Origin of the sequence: Brachybacterium sp. GCM10030252, from assembly GCF_042666535.1 — a bacterium.
Lineage (GTDB): Bacteria > Actinomycetota > Actinomycetes > Actinomycetales > Dermabacteraceae > Brachybacterium.
This window is the reverse complement of record NZ_JBHTDM010000004.1, coordinates 382,707-398,311: the sequence shown is the minus strand read 5'-3', so window position 1 is coordinate 398,311 and position 15,605 is coordinate 382,707. Positions and strand designations below refer to the sequence as shown.

The 15,605-nt window shown below is 70.7% G+C and carries 11 protein-coding genes; 5 read left to right on the top strand and 6 right to left on the bottom strand.

The genetic code is table 11. From position 1 onward, the window contains the following. The first annotated feature begins 24 nt into the window (after window positions 1-24). From ACFQRJ_RS03505 to ACFQRJ_RS03495, 3 genes are all read left to right on the top strand, one after another. Window positions 25-2,403, top strand: coding sequence for an ABC transporter permease (locus ACFQRJ_RS03505; protein ID WP_377017076.1), 2,379 nt, complete (start codon window positions 25-27; stop codon window positions 2,401-2,403). Beyond that, window positions 2,400-2,996: an ABC transporter ATP-binding protein gene (locus tag ACFQRJ_RS03500; protein WP_377017074.1), complete on the top strand. Its 597-nt coding sequence runs from the start codon at window positions 2,400-2,402 to the stop codon at window positions 2,994-2,996. The genes ACFQRJ_RS03505 and ACFQRJ_RS03500 overlap by 4 nt, the downstream gene beginning before the upstream one ends. 116 nt (window positions 2,997-3,112) lie before the next feature. Beyond that, on the top strand, window positions 3,113-3,682 hold the full coding sequence (locus tag ACFQRJ_RS03495) for a hypothetical protein (protein ID WP_377017072.1): 570 nt from the start codon (window positions 3,113-3,115) through the stop codon (window positions 3,680-3,682). A 264-nt stretch (window positions 3,683-3,946) separates the two neighbouring features. Here ACFQRJ_RS03495 and ACFQRJ_RS03490 read toward each other — a convergent pair whose 3' ends face one another. The 6 genes from ACFQRJ_RS03490 to ACFQRJ_RS03465 form a co-directional block, all read right to left on the bottom strand. Then, a complete protein-coding gene (locus tag ACFQRJ_RS03490) occupies window positions 3,947-4,354 on the bottom strand; it encodes a VOC family protein (RefSeq protein WP_377017070.1) in 408 nt (135 codons plus the stop codon). Further along, window positions 4,351-5,199, bottom strand: a complete 849-nt coding sequence (locus ACFQRJ_RS03485; RefSeq protein WP_377017068.1) for a CPBP family intramembrane glutamic endopeptidase — start codon at window positions 5,197-5,199, stop codon at window positions 4,351-4,353. The genes ACFQRJ_RS03490 and ACFQRJ_RS03485 overlap by 4 nt, the downstream gene beginning before the upstream one ends. Window positions 5,200-5,543: 344 nt before the next feature. Beyond that, window positions 5,544-6,941: a multidrug effflux MFS transporter gene (locus ACFQRJ_RS03480; protein WP_377017066.1), complete on the bottom strand. Its 1,398-nt coding sequence runs from the start codon at window positions 6,939-6,941 to the stop codon at window positions 5,544-5,546. 171 nt (window positions 6,942-7,112) lie between these two features. After that, window positions 7,113-7,925, bottom strand: a complete 813-nt coding sequence (locus ACFQRJ_RS03475; protein ID WP_377017064.1) for a queuosine precursor transporter — start codon at window positions 7,923-7,925, stop codon at window positions 7,113-7,115. Window positions 7,926-8,010: 85 nt separating this feature from the next. Then, entirely contained in the window at window positions 8,011-8,808 is a 798-nt protein-coding gene (locus ACFQRJ_RS03470) for a GH25 family lysozyme (RefSeq protein ID WP_377017062.1), read from the bottom strand. A 139-nt stretch (window positions 8,809-8,947) separates the two neighbouring features. After that, window positions 8,948-9,649 carry a TetR/AcrR family transcriptional regulator gene (locus tag ACFQRJ_RS03465; protein WP_377017060.1) on the bottom strand — a complete coding sequence of 234 codons (702 nt, stop codon included), beginning with the start codon at window positions 9,647-9,649 and terminating at the stop codon, window positions 8,948-8,950. A 306-nt stretch (window positions 9,650-9,955) separates the two neighbouring features. Here ACFQRJ_RS03465 and ACFQRJ_RS03460 point away from each other — a divergent pair, with 306 nt between their 5' ends. Both ACFQRJ_RS03460 and ACFQRJ_RS03455 read left to right on the top strand, forming a co-directional pair. Further along, window positions 9,956-12,760 carry an MMPL family transporter gene (locus ACFQRJ_RS03460; protein ID WP_377017058.1) on the top strand — a complete coding sequence of 935 codons (2,805 nt, stop codon included), beginning with the start codon at window positions 9,956-9,958 and terminating at the stop codon, window positions 12,758-12,760. Further along, window positions 12,757-15,558: a YhgE/Pip family protein gene (locus ACFQRJ_RS03455; RefSeq protein WP_377017056.1), complete on the top strand. Its 2,802-nt coding sequence runs from the start codon at window positions 12,757-12,759 to the stop codon at window positions 15,556-15,558. Before ACFQRJ_RS03460 ends, ACFQRJ_RS03455 begins: the two co-directional genes overlap by 4 nt. Window positions 15,559-15,605: the final 47 nt, after the last annotated feature.

Genomic DNA, 15,605 nt, shown 5'->3' with positions numbered 1-15,605 from the left:
CGCACCCGCCGGAAGGACCAGCCCATGCCGGGCCTCGCCACCGTCCGCCGTCTTCGTCGCGATGCCGCGGTCACCGCGACCCTCACCGTCCTGCTCGCCCTTGCCGTGCTGTGCGCCGTCGCCGCGGCCGGTCTGATGGCCCGCCTGGCCGGCGCGTCGACCGCTCTGCTCGACCAGGCCGACGCCCCGCACCTGGCGCAGATGCACGCCGGGGAGCTCGACGCCGGTGCGGTGGACGCTTTCGCGGCCGAGCGCCCGGAGGTCACGGCTCACCGGACGCAGCTGCTGCTGGGTCTGGATGGTTCCCAGCTCAGCTTCGACGGTGTCGGCCAGGACAGCAGCATCCAGCAGAACTCCCTCACGGTCCCGTCCGCCGAGAGCGACCTCATGCTCGATCTGGACGGGCAGGCCGTGACCGAGGTGCGACCGGGGACGATCTGGCTGCCGGTGATGTACCGGATCGAGGACGGCCTGCGAACCGGTTCCGAGGTGACCATCACAGGGCCGGACGGCTTCGCCCGCGACCTCGAGGTCGCCGGCTTCTTCCGCGACTCCCTCATGAACACGCCTCTGGCGAGTTCCAAGCGGTTGCTGGTCAGCGAGCGGGATCTGGCCGAGATCGCCGACCGCACCGGCAGCACCGAGTACCTGATCAGTTTCTGGCTCCAGGATCCGCAGACGCAGGTCTCCGCCGTGCGCACCGCCTACCAGGTGGCGGATCTGCCGGAGGACGGGCCGATGGTGGACCGCCAGGCGTTCATGCTGTTCGCCGTGCTCGGAGACGGCCTGGTGGCCGCCGCCGTGCTGGGCGCGGCCCTCGTGGTGCTGGCGATCGCGCTGATCTGTGTACGGCTGGCGCTGGCGACCGCGCTGGCGCGGGAGCGTCGCGAGATCGGGGTCCTGCGTGCCCTCGGGATCCGCCGCGCTGACCTGCGCCGCGCCTATCTGCTGCGCTACGGAACGATCGCACTGGCCGCGACGATCATCGGGCTGCTCGGAGGTATCACGCTCGGTTCCGCGCTCGCCGCGGATCTCACGGCGTACTCGGGCCCCACCGGCGGGGCAGCGGTCCTGCTGGCACCCGTGGTCGCAGCGCTCGCGGTGCTGATCGTGGCACTCGCCGGTGTCTCCCTGATGCTGAGGCGCATCCGTCGGATCGACCCCGTCGAGGTGCTGCGCGGAGCGGCGAGCGGCGCGGCAGGCCGGAGCGGGCCGAGCCGGGCACACGGTCTGTTCGGGCTGTTGAGCCTGCACAGTTCGCCCCTGCCCGTCCCGCTGCTGCTGGGACTGCGCACGCTCGTGCGGCGCGCCGGCTCGTCGTTCATGCTGCTGACGGTCTTCACGCTGTGCACCGTGCTGGCGGCGGCCCCGACCGGGGTGGCATCGACCCTCACGTCACCGGGGATCGTCACAGCGATGGGTATCGGTCGGTTCGACGTCCGGATCGACGTTCCGCTCGCCGGGGAGGTCGACTCCTCGATGCACGAGCGTGCCCTCGCCGCCGTCGCCTCGGATCCCCGCATCGAGGAGTACGCGGCCAGAGTGAGCACCCGCCACCTGGTCGAGGTCGAGGACGGCCCTCCGCTCAATCTCCCCATCGAGTCCGGTGACCACACGGTCCTGCCCGTCCAGTATGCCGAAGGCCGCGCGCCGACGGCCGACGAGGAGATCGCCCTCAGCCTGGTCGCGCTGGCCGAGACCGGCGCGAGCCTGGGCGACACGCTGACCGTGCGGACAGCGGCCGGGGCCCGGCCGCTGCGGGTCGTCGGCGCCTACCAGGACGTCACCCAGGGCGGGCTGACCGCCAAGGCTCAGCTGCCCACCGCGCAGGAGGAGGTGCAGTGGTCCGTGATCGCCACGCGCCTGGCACCCGGTGCGGACCAGGAGGCGCTGATCGCCGACCTCGCCGCCGCCCTGCCGGAGGCCACGGTGGGGGATGTGAGCATGTATCACCAGCAGCTGCTGGGCGGAATGGCTGGGGGCATGACGCGAGCGGCGACGGCCGCGGCCGCGGTCGCGGCGGCGCTCGCGGGACTGATCGCCGCGCTGGTCACGCGCATGGTGCTGGCCGAGGACGCGCGCCAGCTCGACACCCAGCGTGCCCTCGGCATCCCGCGCGACGTGCGCCGCAGCCCGTACCTCGTGCGCATGCTGGCCGCACTGCTGCTGGCCCTGCCGCTGGGACTGCTGCTCAGCCAACTCATCGCACAGGGCGGACTGAACGTGATGATCGAGGCCATGACCGGGGGACTGGCCACTCTCGGTCAGGGCACCAGCCGCATCACCCTGCACCGTGCGCCCGTGATCGTCCTGGTCGCCATACCCCTGGTGCTTGCCGTTGCCGTCACCGTCGCGACCCGACTGGCCACCATCGAACGCACCACGAGGAGAGGACCATCATGAGTGAAGACGCGCTGCGCGCCCGAGGGGTGAGCCACCACGTCGGAACCACACAGCTGCTGCATGAAATCGATCTCGAGGTCGGTGCGGGGGAGTTCGTGGCCGTCTCCGGCCCCTCCGGCAGTGGCAAATCCACGCTGCTGCAGACCCTCAGCGGCATGTCCCGGCCCAGCACCGGCAGCATCGAGCTCGGGGGAGAGGAGCTGACAGCACTGGGGGACGAGCAGCTCGCCGCGCGCCGGCTGCACCGGATCGGTGTGGTCTTCCAGCAACCGGAACTGCTGCGCGACCTCACGATGCTGGAGAACGTGGTGCTGCCCGGCCGCGCGGCCCGTCGGGCATCCCGGGCCCAGGTCACGGCGCGGGCTCGTGAGCTCCTGGAACGGATGGGGGTCGCGGACCTGGAGAGCCGCTTCGCGGGCGAGGTCTCCGGAGGTCAGGCGCAACGCGTGGGCATCTGCCGAGCTCTGATCAATGAACCGGAGATCGTGTTCGCCGACGAACCCACCGGCGCTCTGGACTCGCGCGCCGCAGGGAAGGTGCTGGCCCTGCTGCAGGCCATCGCCGCCGAGTGCGGTGATCATGGCGACCCATGATCCACGGATGGCCGTCGGCGCAGACCGTGTCATCCGCCTGTTCGACGGGAGGATCGCGTCGCCGGTCGCGGCGTGAGCAGTGCGGCCCTGGAGCCGCACCGCGATAGGTTGGAGCCATGGCGACGATCCACCAGGCCGAGCTGACCCCGAGCAAATCCGACATGCTGCGCACGTTCCTGGAGTCCCGGTCGTGGGGCGAGGCGGGGGAGCTCGAGGTGCTGGGTGCCTACCGCTTCGATGACCCCGAGGGCGAGGTCGGCATCGAGTGCCATGTGGCACGCGTGGGGGAGACGATCTTCCACCTGCCGCTGGCGTATCGCGGCGCGCCCGTCGCCGACGCGGAGGAGCACCTGATCGGGCTCATGGAGCACTCGGTGCTCGGGCAGCGCTACGTCTACGACGGGCTGCAGGACGAGGCCGTCCTGGATTGCTTCCGGCGGGCGCTGTGCGGTCAGCAGCAGCAGGCCGAGCTCGAGATCGTCGACGCGGAGGGAAAGCCGGCAGGCAGCCGTGCCCAGTCCGTCACGCTGAGTCTCGAGGTCGATGAGGGCGAAGAGCTGCCGAGCGCCGAGACGCTGCTGGACGGTGCGCCGTTCACCGTCGTGCGGACCGTCGGCGAGCTGGATGGCACCGTGCGTCTCGTGGCGGCCTGGTCCGACGGCAGCGGCGTCGTCGCGGCGTACTGAGACGGCCTGAGACGGCGTACCGGACTGAGACTGCGTACCGGAACTCGTTGCTGTCACTGGGGAGTTGCGTCCGATGAGCGTGGTCCCAGGCTGGAGGGGAGCGCCGGTCGGGAAGCTCGAGAGGGCCTATGGTCGGCTGCTTCCACTCCACTTTACATAACGTACATTATCGGCGGTTCATCGGGAGGGGTGGAGCGGTCGATCTCGTGCAGCTCGCTCTGCGCACTCTCGATGAGCAGAGCGCCACATGCCGGCAGACGCCTCTCAGCGCGTCTGGACGAACTTCAGCTGGTGCCCCTCGGGATCGCGCACCCAGGCGAACCGAAGCCTGCCATCCGGCGAGTGCGTCGGCTCGACCAGATTGCGTGCGCCGACGGAGACCGCGCGCTCATGGGCCGCGTCCACGTCCTCGCACCACAGTGCGATCTCCGCGGACGGTGTACCCGGTGTCGTCACGCCCAGCCTCACGAGCTCGTTCGCTGTCGCCGCCGACGTCAGCCCGATCCGCGTGCCCGCGGCGTCGATCTCCACATGGGTCGGCGGACCGTCCTGCGGCGTGCGAAACGCTTCAGCGAAGCCGAACGCCGTGTAGAACGCGAGGCACTGCTCGACGTCCTCGCAGAAGAGGTTCACCTGGATCTGACTGACCTGGACCTGTGTGACCGGGTTCATGATTCGAGCGTACGACGCTCGCGGCGGGCCCGACGCTCCATGAGCCACACGATGACGACGGCGAGCACGTCGACCGCGATGAAGAACAGCATGAACGGCCCACCCATGCCCACCGAACGATCGATGGTGAAGCCGCCGCCGTCGGCGAACAGGGCCGCCAGCAGCATCATCACCACGTTGTTCGCGACGTGGAAGGCGATCGGAGCCTCGAGCCCTCTGCTGATCACGGCCATGGCGGCCATGCTGGCGCCGAACAAGGTGTAGTAGGCGAACAGCCACGGATCGGCGGACAGATGCACGGTGCCGAACACGAGGCTGGAGCCGGCCAGCCCGACGACGACGGCCGCGCGGGCCGGCCGGATCCACGAAGCCACGGCCGGCATGATGGCCCCGCGGAACGTGATCTCCTCGGCGGCGGCCTGCAGCGGCGTCGTCAGCACGACGGCCGCGATCAGGGCGATCGTCGTGCCCGAGACGGCGAAGCCGCCGACGCCTGCCGTCGAGGGGTCGACCAGCGACATCACGGCAGTGGCCACGAGGACGAGGGCGCCGAAGATCACCAGGTACAGCCCGCCACGACCGAACCGGACGCGCCCGTCCGCCTGGAGCAGCCGACGCCATGGGGTGCGGCTCAGCCAGGCGGTCAGGATCAGGGTGGGCACCGCCATGATGACGAGGCTGGCATTCGTCGCCAGCAGCATCAGCGGCGTCATCTGCAGGTTCTCCGGATCACGGTCGAACAGCAGCACCTCGGCGATCATCGCGGCGATGCCGAGCACGAAGCTCGTCCCGACCATGAGGACCACCGCGGCGACGACGATCACCAGAGGCTTCCACCAGCTCATCCGGACATGCGCACCGAACGGCCGGTTCGGGGCGGGATGGGATAAGTGGGCGGAGCCGGTCGGCAGACCGGGCGCCGCGGGGGCTGCGCCGTCCGGGGCGACGGCGGGTGCGGTTCCGACGGGCTGCCGCGGCATCGACGTATGCGGGCCGGGGGTCTGATCCGGGCCGGGGCTCGGATGGGGACGAGCTGAGGAGGAGGATGCGATGTTCATGCTCCCAGGCTGGCGCCTCTCCCCTGGCTCTGCCATGGCGTTTCGGCGGCTCAGCGCTCCGTCCCGTGGCCGGTGTTCGACGCCGCCGCCTACGACCTTCGTCGTCCCCGCCCGTCGGATGGGGTGATGAGTCAGCCGCGCACGGCGGTCGCGCCGCTCCCCCGGCCCGCGGCGATGAACCAGCACACCGAGATCGTGCAGCCGATCACCATCGTCACCGCCATCGGCAGCGAGGAATGCGTGCCCGCGATGCCCACCAGGGGTGCCGCGATGGAGGCGGCGAAGGAGAAGCCCAGGCCCAGCATCGCCGAACCGGTCCCGGCGAACTCCCGCGCCTGATCGGCGGCCAGAGCGCCGCCGTTGCCGAAGATCAGCCCCTGCGGGGCCACGGTGAAGAAGAACGCCGGCAGCACGATCCAGGCGGGCGTATCCAGGAACAGGCTGCCGATCAGCAGAGAGAAGCTCGCCGAGGACACCAGGATCAGGCCCACCCGGATCAGGCGGCGCGGATGGATCGTATGCGTCAGGCGCGCCGAGAGCAGGGACAGCGCCATCATTCCGCAGGAGTTGATCGCGAAGCTCACCGAGTACTCGGTGGAGGTGAACCCGAGCATCTCCTGGACCACGAACGACGACGCGGAGACGTAGGCCATCAGCGCGAACGCGGAGAAGGCGTTGACCAGCATGTAGGCGACGAAGATCCGTCGGCCCAGCAGCGTGCGGCAGTTTCGCAGGAACGTATGGAATCCCCCGGAATGGCGGCGCGAGACCGGCAGCGATTCGGGAATCCGCACCAGCACACCGATCAGCGACAGCAGGGACATGCCCGCGATTACCAGGAAGATCTCGCGCCACTGACCGACGATCAGGATGAGGCCGCCCAGCAGCGGCGCGACGATCGGGGCGATGCCGCCGACGCCCTGCATGATGTTCATGGTGCGGAACAGCTCGGGGCCGTCGGTCATGTCGATCAGCACGGCGCGACCCAGCACCATCCCGAATCCCCCGCCGATGCCCTGGATGACGCGCAGCACCAGCAGCATCTCGGCGCTGGAGGCGAAGGCGCAGCCGAGCGAGGCGAGCAGGCACAGCACGATGCCCAGCAGCAGCGGGGCTCGCCGGCCCAGACGGTCCGAGAGCGGGCCGGCCACCACCTGGCCGCTGGCAGTGCCGAGGAAGAACGCGGTGATGGTCAGCTGCATCCGCGAGGCCGTGGTGCCGAGTTCGTCGGCGACCTCCGGGAAGGCCGGGATGTACATGTCGGTGGCCAGCGGGCCGATCGCGCTGAGAGTAGTCAGCACGACGATCACCATCACGGTGACCTTGTCCCGCGTGCGCCTCAGATCCGCTTCGCTGGGCAGATGCGCGATGTCGTGATCGGCCGGATCCTCCATCACCGGGATGGCACCGGTGATGGTCGGGATCGAACCGGTGGTGGTCGTAGGGATCGAGCCTGTGGAGGTCAGGGGTTCATCGCGATGATCGTCACGGTCGTCATCGCGCCGGGGGTCGGGGGCGGCGGAAGCCACGGGGGTCCTTTCACGCTGAAGGGGTCGCGCCGCGCGGCCACGGAGAGACCGTGGAGGGGAGGCGGCGCGAGCCCTCCATGCTATGACCGGGCTGTACAGCGCTGGAAGAGGATTTCCCTGGGTGAGATCTCGGCACTCTGCCCGGGTCCCGACCCGGGGTCCCAGCTGGGATCAGAGCGCGGGGCGGGCTGGGGCCGACGTCGCCGGAGCGATGCCGCCGGTTCCCTCCAGATCGGCGAGTCGCGCCTGGTAGGTGGGGTCGGTGCGCTTGAGCCAGCGGATCACTGCTGAGGTCACCGGGATCATGAGGTACTGGACGGCGACCTTGTAGACGAACCCGAGAATCGTGTACTCGGCCCACTGCTCGACGGTGGTGATACCGATCGCGGCCGAGGCGATGGTGCAGAAGATGATGGTGTCGACCAGTTCTCCCAGGCCGCTCGAGGTGAACAGCCGGCCGATGAGGCCCCGCTCCCCCATGCGCCGCTTCATGCGGCTGACCACGAACGAGTTCAGGGACTGGCCGGCGAGGAACCCGGCGAGCCCGGCGAGGACCACGATCCAGACAGGGCCCAGGGCCAGTTCCAGGGCTTCCTGCTTGGCCTGGCCGTAGTCGTCGCCCAGCGGCGGCAGGGCGATGATCACCCAGTAGCTGAGGGAGGCGAGGATGCTGACGGAGAAGGAGGTGAGGACCGCGCGGCGGGCTGCGCGGGGGCCGTACAGCTCGGTGACGATGTCGCCGAGGACGTAGGCGAGGGGGAAGAGGAAGAAGCCGCCGTCGGTGATGATCTCGAAGCCGATGCCGGGGATGGTGCCGAAGCTGACCCCCTTGGCGGCGCCGATGCCGGAGAGGATCACCACGGTGACCATGGCGGCGAGGAGGATGTCGAAGTGGGAGCTGCCCCGGTCGGCGTAGACGGCGCCGGCCGGGCTTCCAGACGGGACGGGCGGGGTGGTCTGCGGAGTGCTGTCGGTGGTGTTCACCGAGGCAGAGTACACAGCCGGCCGGGTCGCAGCCACGTGACTGCGACCCGGCCGGAGCGGGACGCGGGGTGCGGTGTCGGAGTTCTCAGATACCGATCGCGTCGTAGTCGGAATCGCCGACGAAGCTCTCGAACTGCTCCTCGCTGCCGTGCCAGAGATTGGAGTCCCCGGCGAACGGTCCCGAGGAGGAGTACTGCCACATCTCCCAGGCCCACCAGCGGCCCGGAAGCACGGTGGGCGGATCCTCGCGATATGCCGCCAGGAACAGCGGCGAGTTCACGGGAGTCCAGTCCCCCACCACGTCGTTCCACCAGTTGAGGTTGGTGTACAGCACGGGACGGCGGCCCGTGTGCTCGAGGTACCGATTGGAGAAGCCCATGATCCACTCGCGCATCTCCTGCGCGGTATAGCCGTAGTTGCGCGGCAGGCCTGTGTACTCCTCGAGGTCGACGAGGCCGGGCAGGGTGCGCCCGTCGTCGCTCCAGCCTCCCCCGTTGTTGACGAAGAAGTCCACCTGCTCCTCGGGCCCTCCGGAATCGGGGCGGGCGAAGTGGTAGCCGCCGCGCACCAGGCCGGCATTGCCGGCCCCGAGGTACTGGTGGTTGAACGCCGGGCTGCGGTACGAGCGGCCCTCGGTGGCTTTGACGTAGGCGAAGCGGGAGCCGGCTGCGGCCTGGGCGGCCCAGTCGACCTCACCCTGCCAGCCGGAGACGTCCTGACCGTAGATACCGGCGGCGTTGGCAGCGGGTGCGAGCACAGCGGCGGTGCCGGCGCTGAGGGCGGCAGCACCCAGCACGCCACCGCGCAGGACGGAACGGCGGGAGGAGGCGGTGGCCGGTGGGCTCGCGGGAGGCGCGAGGTGTCGGGGACGGTAGGGAGGCATGTCAGTCTCCTGGGGAAGCGGGGAAGCGCAGTGCGACGGATGCCACACCGGCTCCACCGTATGCAAGCGCGCAACCGGCGCGGCGACCTGCGCAACTACGGCGTGTCGTGGCGAAACGGACACGCCGCGCGATCTGTGGTCACTGCGAGGGTGCTTGTGTGTCGCTCTGCCCCGTCGTGCGGGGTTCGACGAAGGCGCGCAGGGTCCCCAGGATGGTGGTCGCGGCGAGCGAGGTGATGTCCCGCCCGTCCATCTGTTCGCGCACCATGAGATCGACGAACACGCCCACCAGCAGCTGGGCGAGATCCTCCGGCGGCAGCAGCGGGCGGTCCCCCGCCTCCTCGATGCGCGTGGTCAGCAGCTTGCCGATCTCGTCCCGCAGCCGCTCGCGCTGGACGGCGAGCTCGGCCCGCATGGTCGTATCCCGCAGCGATCGCGCGATGGCATCGGAGTACAGCAGGTACCACTGGCGCCCGAAGGGCCGGATCCCCTCGAAGACCGCGATCATCACCTCCGCGTCGTCGATCTCGGAGATGCTCTGGGGCTCCGCGGGGTCGGTGCGGGTCGAGACCAGGGCATTGGCGACCGCCGAGTTCGCGATGGCCAGCATCTCTTCGGTGACCGAGGCGAACAGTGCGGCGAAGACCTCCTCCTTGGTGGAGAAGTTGGAGTAGAACGCCCCTCGCGTGAAGCCGGCTGCGCGGACCAGGTCGTCCACGGTCGCGCCGTCGATGCCCTTCTCGACGAAGACGTCGAGCGAGGCGCGCACCAGCTTCGTGCGGGTGTTCTCCTTGCGCCGGGTGTCCGCGGACTCGGGCAGCGGGTCGAACAGTTCGGTCATGGGGTCCTCGGAACGTCGGGGAGGGATCGTGTGCAAGGCCTCACATTCGACGGTGAGGAGGAGGGCTCGCGTGACTCCAGAGTATCCCATCGATACACTCCTGTATCGAATGCAGGAATGTTCTGGATGCGGATCCTGGTCCCGTCGGCCCCCGTCGCTGCCCTGACCGGGCCGCACGCACCGACAGGCCGGTTCTCCCCTCGATGGACGGGGCCTCCCTGCGTTCGGGGCTGCAGCGCGTCCTGCGCCGCAGTCGCCCGCTGTTCTGCTGTCTCCGCTTCACCGCTGCGCCCCTTCGGAGGTCTCGTGTCCTCGTTCCTGTACCGCCTCGGCCGCACCATGGCCACCCTGCGATGGAGGATCGTCGCACTCTGGACCGTCCTGCTCGTCGGCGTCGGCGGGCTCGCCGTCGGGCTCGGCGGGACCTTCTCCAACGAGTTCGAGATCCCCGGCACCGAGGCCCAGAGCGGCATCGACAACCTCGCCAACCGCTTCCCCGAGATGGGTGGCGCCTCCGGCACCCTGGTGCTGCAGGGGGACGACGGCGGCACGGTCGATGAGCACCAGGACCAGATCGAGGACCTCATGGCCGAGATCGGGGAGGTCGAGGGCGTCGCCTCCTCCCCCTCCCCGTTCGACGACGTCTCCCCCGGCACCCGCTCCGACGATGACACCGCGATCCTCGCCCAGTTCCAGATGGACGGACAGATCGGCGAGTTCCCCGAGGAGTCCGTCGAGCAGATCGAGGACATCGCCGCCGAGGCCGACGCCGGCCCGCTCGAGGTCAGTCTGGGCGGACAGGTCCTCCAGGAGACCGGCGTCTCCTTCAGCATCGGCGAGGTCATCGGCATCATCGCCGCCCTGATCATCCTCGCGATCGTCTTCCGCGCGCTCGTGCCCGCCGTGATCCCGATCCTCACCGCGATCATGGGCGTGGGCACCTCCATGGCCGGCGTCATGGCGCTCTCGGCCGGGATCGACATGCCCTCGGTGACCACGTCCCTGGGCGCCATGCTGGGCCTGGCAGTGGGCATCGACTACGCGCTGTTCATCCTCTCCCGCCACCGCGACCAGCTGGGCCGAGGCGAGGACGTGCGCGAATCCATCGGCGAATCGCTGGCCACCTCCGGCAGCGCGGTGATCTTCGCGGGGCTGACCGTGATCATCGCCCTGGTGGGCCTGTTCGTCACCGGCATCCCGTTCCTGACCATCATGGGCGTCGCGGCCGCCGCGACCGTCGCCCTGTCGGTCGTGGTCGCCCTGACGCTGCTGCCCGCGATCATGGGCATCCTCGGGGAGCGGCTGCGCCCACGCCGGGCGCGCCGGCTGATGGCCGAGAACGGCGGCGTGATGCCCGACCGGGCCACCGGCGCCGCGGAATCGAGAGCGAGGTCCGCCGGCCGCGTCAGCACCGCCTGGGTGCGCCTGGCCACCAAGGTGCCGGCCCTGACGATCCTGGTGGTCGTCCTCGGCCTCGGCGCCCTGGCCATCCCGATCAAGGACCTCCAGCTCGCCCTGCCCGACCAGGGCACCGACGCCGAGGGCTCCTCGACCCGCGAGACCTACGACCTCATCGCCTCGGAATTCGGCCCCGGCCACAACGGGCCCCTGCTGGTGACCGCGGACATCATCAACACCACCGACCCCCTCGGCGTCGTCGACGAGCTCGAGGCCGACATCTCCTCCCTCGACGGGGTCCAGGAGATCCAGCTGGCCACCCCCAACCAGGGCGCCGACCTCGCCGTCATCGTCGTCATCCCCGAGGGCGGGCCCACCGCCCAGTCCACCAAGGACCTCGTCCACGAGATCCGCGCCGACGCCGGCTCCTGGGAGCAGGACCTGGGGATCTCCGAGGTCACCGTCACCGGCAACACCGCCGTCGGCATCGACGTCACCGAGAAGCTCACCGGAGCGCTGCTGCCCTTCGGAATCTTCGTCGTCGGCCTCTCCCTGATCCTGCTCGCCCTCGTCTTCCGCTCCGTATGGGTGCCGATCAAGGCGTCCGTCGGCTACCTGCTCTCCGTCGGCGCCGCCTTCGGGGTCACGGCGATGGTCTTCGAGTACGGCTGGTTCAACGGGCCGCTGAACGTCTCGGTCAACGGCCCCGTCGTCGCCTTCATGCCGATCATGGTGATGGGTGTCCTCTTCGGGCTCGCCATGGACTACGAGATGTTCCTGGTCACCCGCATGCGCGAGGAATTCGTCCACACCGGCGACGCCAAGGAGGCGATCGAGCGGGGCTTCACCGCCAGCGCCCCCGTGGTGATCGCCGCCGCGCTGATCATGGTCTCGGTATTCGCCGGGTTCGTCACCTCCGGCGAGTTCATGCTCCAGCCCATCGCGGTGGGACTGGCCGCCGGCGTGCTGGTGGACGCCTTCGTGGTCCGCATGACCCTGGTCCCCGCCGTGCTCGCCCTGCTGGGCCGCCACGCCTGGTGGCTGCCCCGCTGGCTGGACCGGGCACTGCCCATGGTCGACGCTGAGGGCGAGGGCCTCAAGGCCGTCCTCGAGCACCGCCGCTGGACCGAGCAGCACGGAGTCCACGCCCTGCGTCTCGAGCGCACCGTCGCGCCCCTGCTCGGCGCCGAGGGCACGATCGGCCCGCTGACCGGTCAGGTCGCCCCCGGCACGCTGCTCGTGGTGCGCTCGGCCGACGACGCCGCCCGCGCCTCGTTCCTCTCGCTGGTCGCCGGCCGGCTCGAGCCCTCCTCCGGGATCCTCGCCGTCCACGACCGCCTCGCGCCCGACGACCTCGCCGCCATCCAGTCCCGCGTCCACTGGGTCCCCTCCGGGGCGGACGTCGCCGCACGGCTGCGGGAGGTCGACGGCCGCGGGGCCGGCCGCGCCCTGATCGTCATCGAACGGCTCGAGGACCTGGCCCACTCCGCCACCACCGCCGACGACACGCTGGTCGAACGCCTCGACGAGCTCCTGGCCCACGGGGCCACGATCGTCACCGGCTCCCGCTCCCCCGACCCCGTCGAGGCCGAGCACCATCTCGCGCGCACCCTGCGCGATCCGCGCCGCCTGCTCGCTCTGACCATCCAGCGCTCCAGCACCGCCGTTGCCGAAGGCTCCGCCGTCTCCGTTCCTGAAGGAGCACTCGTATGACCCGCCTGGCCCACCCCCGCACCCTGATCGTCGTGCTCGTGCTGCCCCTGCTCGTGGCCGGTCTGGGCCTGTGGGCGCTCAGCGGGCGCGTCGAGGCGCTCGAGACCGTGCCCGCCGCCGTCGTCAACCTCGACGAGGGCGCCGAGATCCAGGACGAGAACGGCGAGACCCAGCAGGTGCCGCTGGGACGCATGCTCGCCGGCGGCCTCACCCACCCCGAGACCGTCGAGGACCAGCAGACCCCGGAGACCACCGGCTTCGACTGGCAGCTGACCTCCCAGGACGACGCCGAACAGGGCCTCGAGGACGGCACCTACGCCGCCGTCGTCGTCATCCCCGAGGACTTCTCCGAGCGCCTGACCACGATCGGCACGCCGGAGTCCACCCAGGCGATCCTCGAGGTCACCACCAACGACGCCAGCGGACAGATCAACGCCATGATCGCCACCGCCGTGGCGGAGGCCTCGGCCTCCACCGTCGGCGGCCAGATGGCCGAGCAGTATCTCGACGGGCTCTACCTCGGGTTCAACGACATCAAGGACGGATTCGAGGACGCAGCCGACGGGTCCGACGACCTCGCCGAGGGCACCTCCGAGCTCGAGGACGGCACCCAGGATCTGGCCGACGGAGCCGGCGAGCTCTCCGACGGCGCCACCCAGGCCGCCGAGGGCACGCGAGAATTCTCCGGCGGCGTGTGGAGCCTGGCCGACGGCGCCGGCCAGACCGCGGACGGCACCCAGGACCTGGCCGACGGGCTGGACGAGCTGGCCACCGGCGCCGACGGGGCCGCGGACGGCACCGAGGACCTCGCCACCGGGCTGGACGATCTCGCCACCGGCGCCGAGGATCTCGCAGGCGGCGTCTCGGACCTGCAGGCCGGGATGAACGGCACCGACTCCGAGCCCGGCATCCTCGACGGGGCAGACGCGCTCGCCGCCGGCGTGGAGGGCGACGGCACCGCGGAGAACCCGGGCCTGGTCGAGGGCTCCGAGCAGCTCGCCACCGGCGTGGAGACCTTCGCCGACGGGGTCGAGGAAGCCGGAGCGGCCGTCTCCGGCGACGGCAGCGCGGAGAACCCGGGCCTGGTGCCGACCGCACAGAGCGTGGCCGACGGCGCCGAGGAGCTGGCCGACGGCGCGCAGCAGACCGCCGACGGCGCCACCGAGCTCGGCAGCGGCGCTCAGAGCGTCGCCGACGGCGCGGGCGAACTGGCCGCCGGGATCGAGGGTGAGGGCACCGAGCAGGACCCGGGCATGGTCCCGCTCGCCGAGCAGATGCTGGCCACCGCCGAGTCGATGCTGGCCGAGAACCCCGATGATCCGAACGCGCAGATTCTGAAAGCGCAGGCCGAGGGCATGCTCGGCTACGCCGAGGGCGTCGAGACGGGCCTGAACGGTGATGGCAGCGCGGAGAACCCGGGCCTGGTCGCAGGCACCGAGCAGGTGGCCGCCGGGCTGAACGGGGACGGCTCGGAGGAGAATCCCGGTCTCGGAGCGGGCGCTCAGCAGCTCGCCGCCGGCCTGAACGGCACCGCGGATCAGCCGGGCCTGGTCCAGGGCGCCCAGGGCGTGGTCACTTATGCCGAGGGCGTCGAGACTGCCTTCGAGGGCGACGGCACCCAGGACAACCCCGGCTTGACGGCCGCCGCGGACCAGCTCGCCACCGGCGCCCGCGCCTCCGCCGACGGGGCCCCCGCTCTCGTCGACGGCGTCACCGGCCTGCAGGACGGGCTGCACGAGTACGCCGCCGGCGTCGACCAGCTCGCCGAGGGAGCCGACCAGCTCGCCACCGGTGCCCGCGCCAGCGCCGACGGCTCCGGAGAGCTGGCCGACGGGCTCGATGATCTGGCGGAAGGCACCCGCACGAGCGCGGACGGCGCCGATGAGCTCGCCGAGGGCACCGGCCAGCTGGCCGACGGCGCCACCGAGCTCGGCGAGGGCTCCGACCAGCTCGCCGACGGCAGTGAAGAGCTCGCCGACGGCACCAGTGACCTGGCAGATGGTTCCGAGGAGCTCGCCGATGGGACCGGAGAGCTCGCCGACGGCACCGACGAGCTCGCGGACGGCCTCCATGAGGGCGCCGACGGGGTCCCCAGCTACAGCGAGTCCGAGCGGGCCCGCATGAGCGAGATGGCCACGAACCCGGTCGCGACGGACGCCGAGCGCGAGAACGCGGCCGACGACGCCTCCACGGCCACGTTCCCCTTCGTCACGGCGCTCGCGCTGTGGCTGGGAGCGTTCGCGAGCTTCCTGCTGCTGCCGGCCCTGTCCCGGAAGCTGCTGGACCGGGCGGTGCCGATGGGCATGGTGGTGCTGCGCTCCCTGGCCCCCGCGGTGGTGATCGCCGTGGTCCAGACCGTCGCGGTCCTCGCCGTGCTCACGGCCGTGGGCGTCTCCCCCGTCTCCCCGCTGGCCGTGGGGGTGGTCGCCTTCGCCGGGGCGGTGATGTTCGCGGCCCTGCACCAGGCGCTGATGACGGTGCTGGGAGACCGGATCGGACGGATCACCTCGATCGTGGTGATGGTGCTGCAGGTGGTGACGCTGGTGGGCATCGTCCCCGTGGCCAGCGCTCCCCCGCTGCTCGCCTCGGTCAGCTCCTTGATGCCGCTGCCGATCGTCACGCAGGGGCTGGTCCACGCCGCCCTGGGCGGGACGCTCGTGACGACCTCCGGCACGCTGCTGTCGATCCTCGCCTGGGCGCTGGTCTCCCTCGCCCTGACGTTCGTCGCCTCCCGGTCCGCGCGCCGCGCCGATCGCTCCGAGCGGGTCGCGATGGGGGCCGTGCCCTCCCCCGCGTGAGGCGATAGCGCCGGACGGTCGGGCTCACAGCACGTCCGTGAGCGGTT

Bases quoted from the DNA above. Each gene is read 5' to 3' on its own strand.
- ACFQRJ_RS03505 (WP_377017076.1), top strand. From the start codon at position 25: ATGCCGGGCCTCGCCACCGTCCGCCGTCTTCGTCGCGATGCCGCGGTC.
- ACFQRJ_RS03500 (WP_377017074.1), top strand. From the start codon at position 2,400: ATGAGTGAAGACGCGCTGCGCGCCCGAGGGGTGAGCCACCACGTCGGA.
- ACFQRJ_RS03495 (WP_377017072.1), top strand. From the start codon at position 3,113: ATGGCGACGATCCACCAGGCCGAGCTGACCCCGAGCAAATCCGACATG.
- ACFQRJ_RS03490 (WP_377017070.1), bottom strand. From the start codon at position 4,354: ATGAACCCGGTCACACAGGTCCAGGTCAGTCAGATCCAGGTGAACCTC.
- ACFQRJ_RS03485 (WP_377017068.1), bottom strand. From the start codon at position 5,199: ATGAGCTGGTGGAAGCCTCTGGTGATCGTCGTCGCCGCGGTGGTCCTC.
- ACFQRJ_RS03470 (WP_377017062.1), bottom strand. From the start codon at position 8,808: ATGCCTCCCTACCGTCCCCGACACCTCGCGCCTCCCGCGAGCCCACCG.
- ACFQRJ_RS03465 (WP_377017060.1), bottom strand. From the start codon at position 9,649: ATGACCGAACTGTTCGACCCGCTGCCCGAGTCCGCGGACACCCGGCGC.
- ACFQRJ_RS03455 (WP_377017056.1), top strand. From the start codon at position 12,757: ATGACCCGCCTGGCCCACCCCCGCACCCTGATCGTCGTGCTCGTGCTG.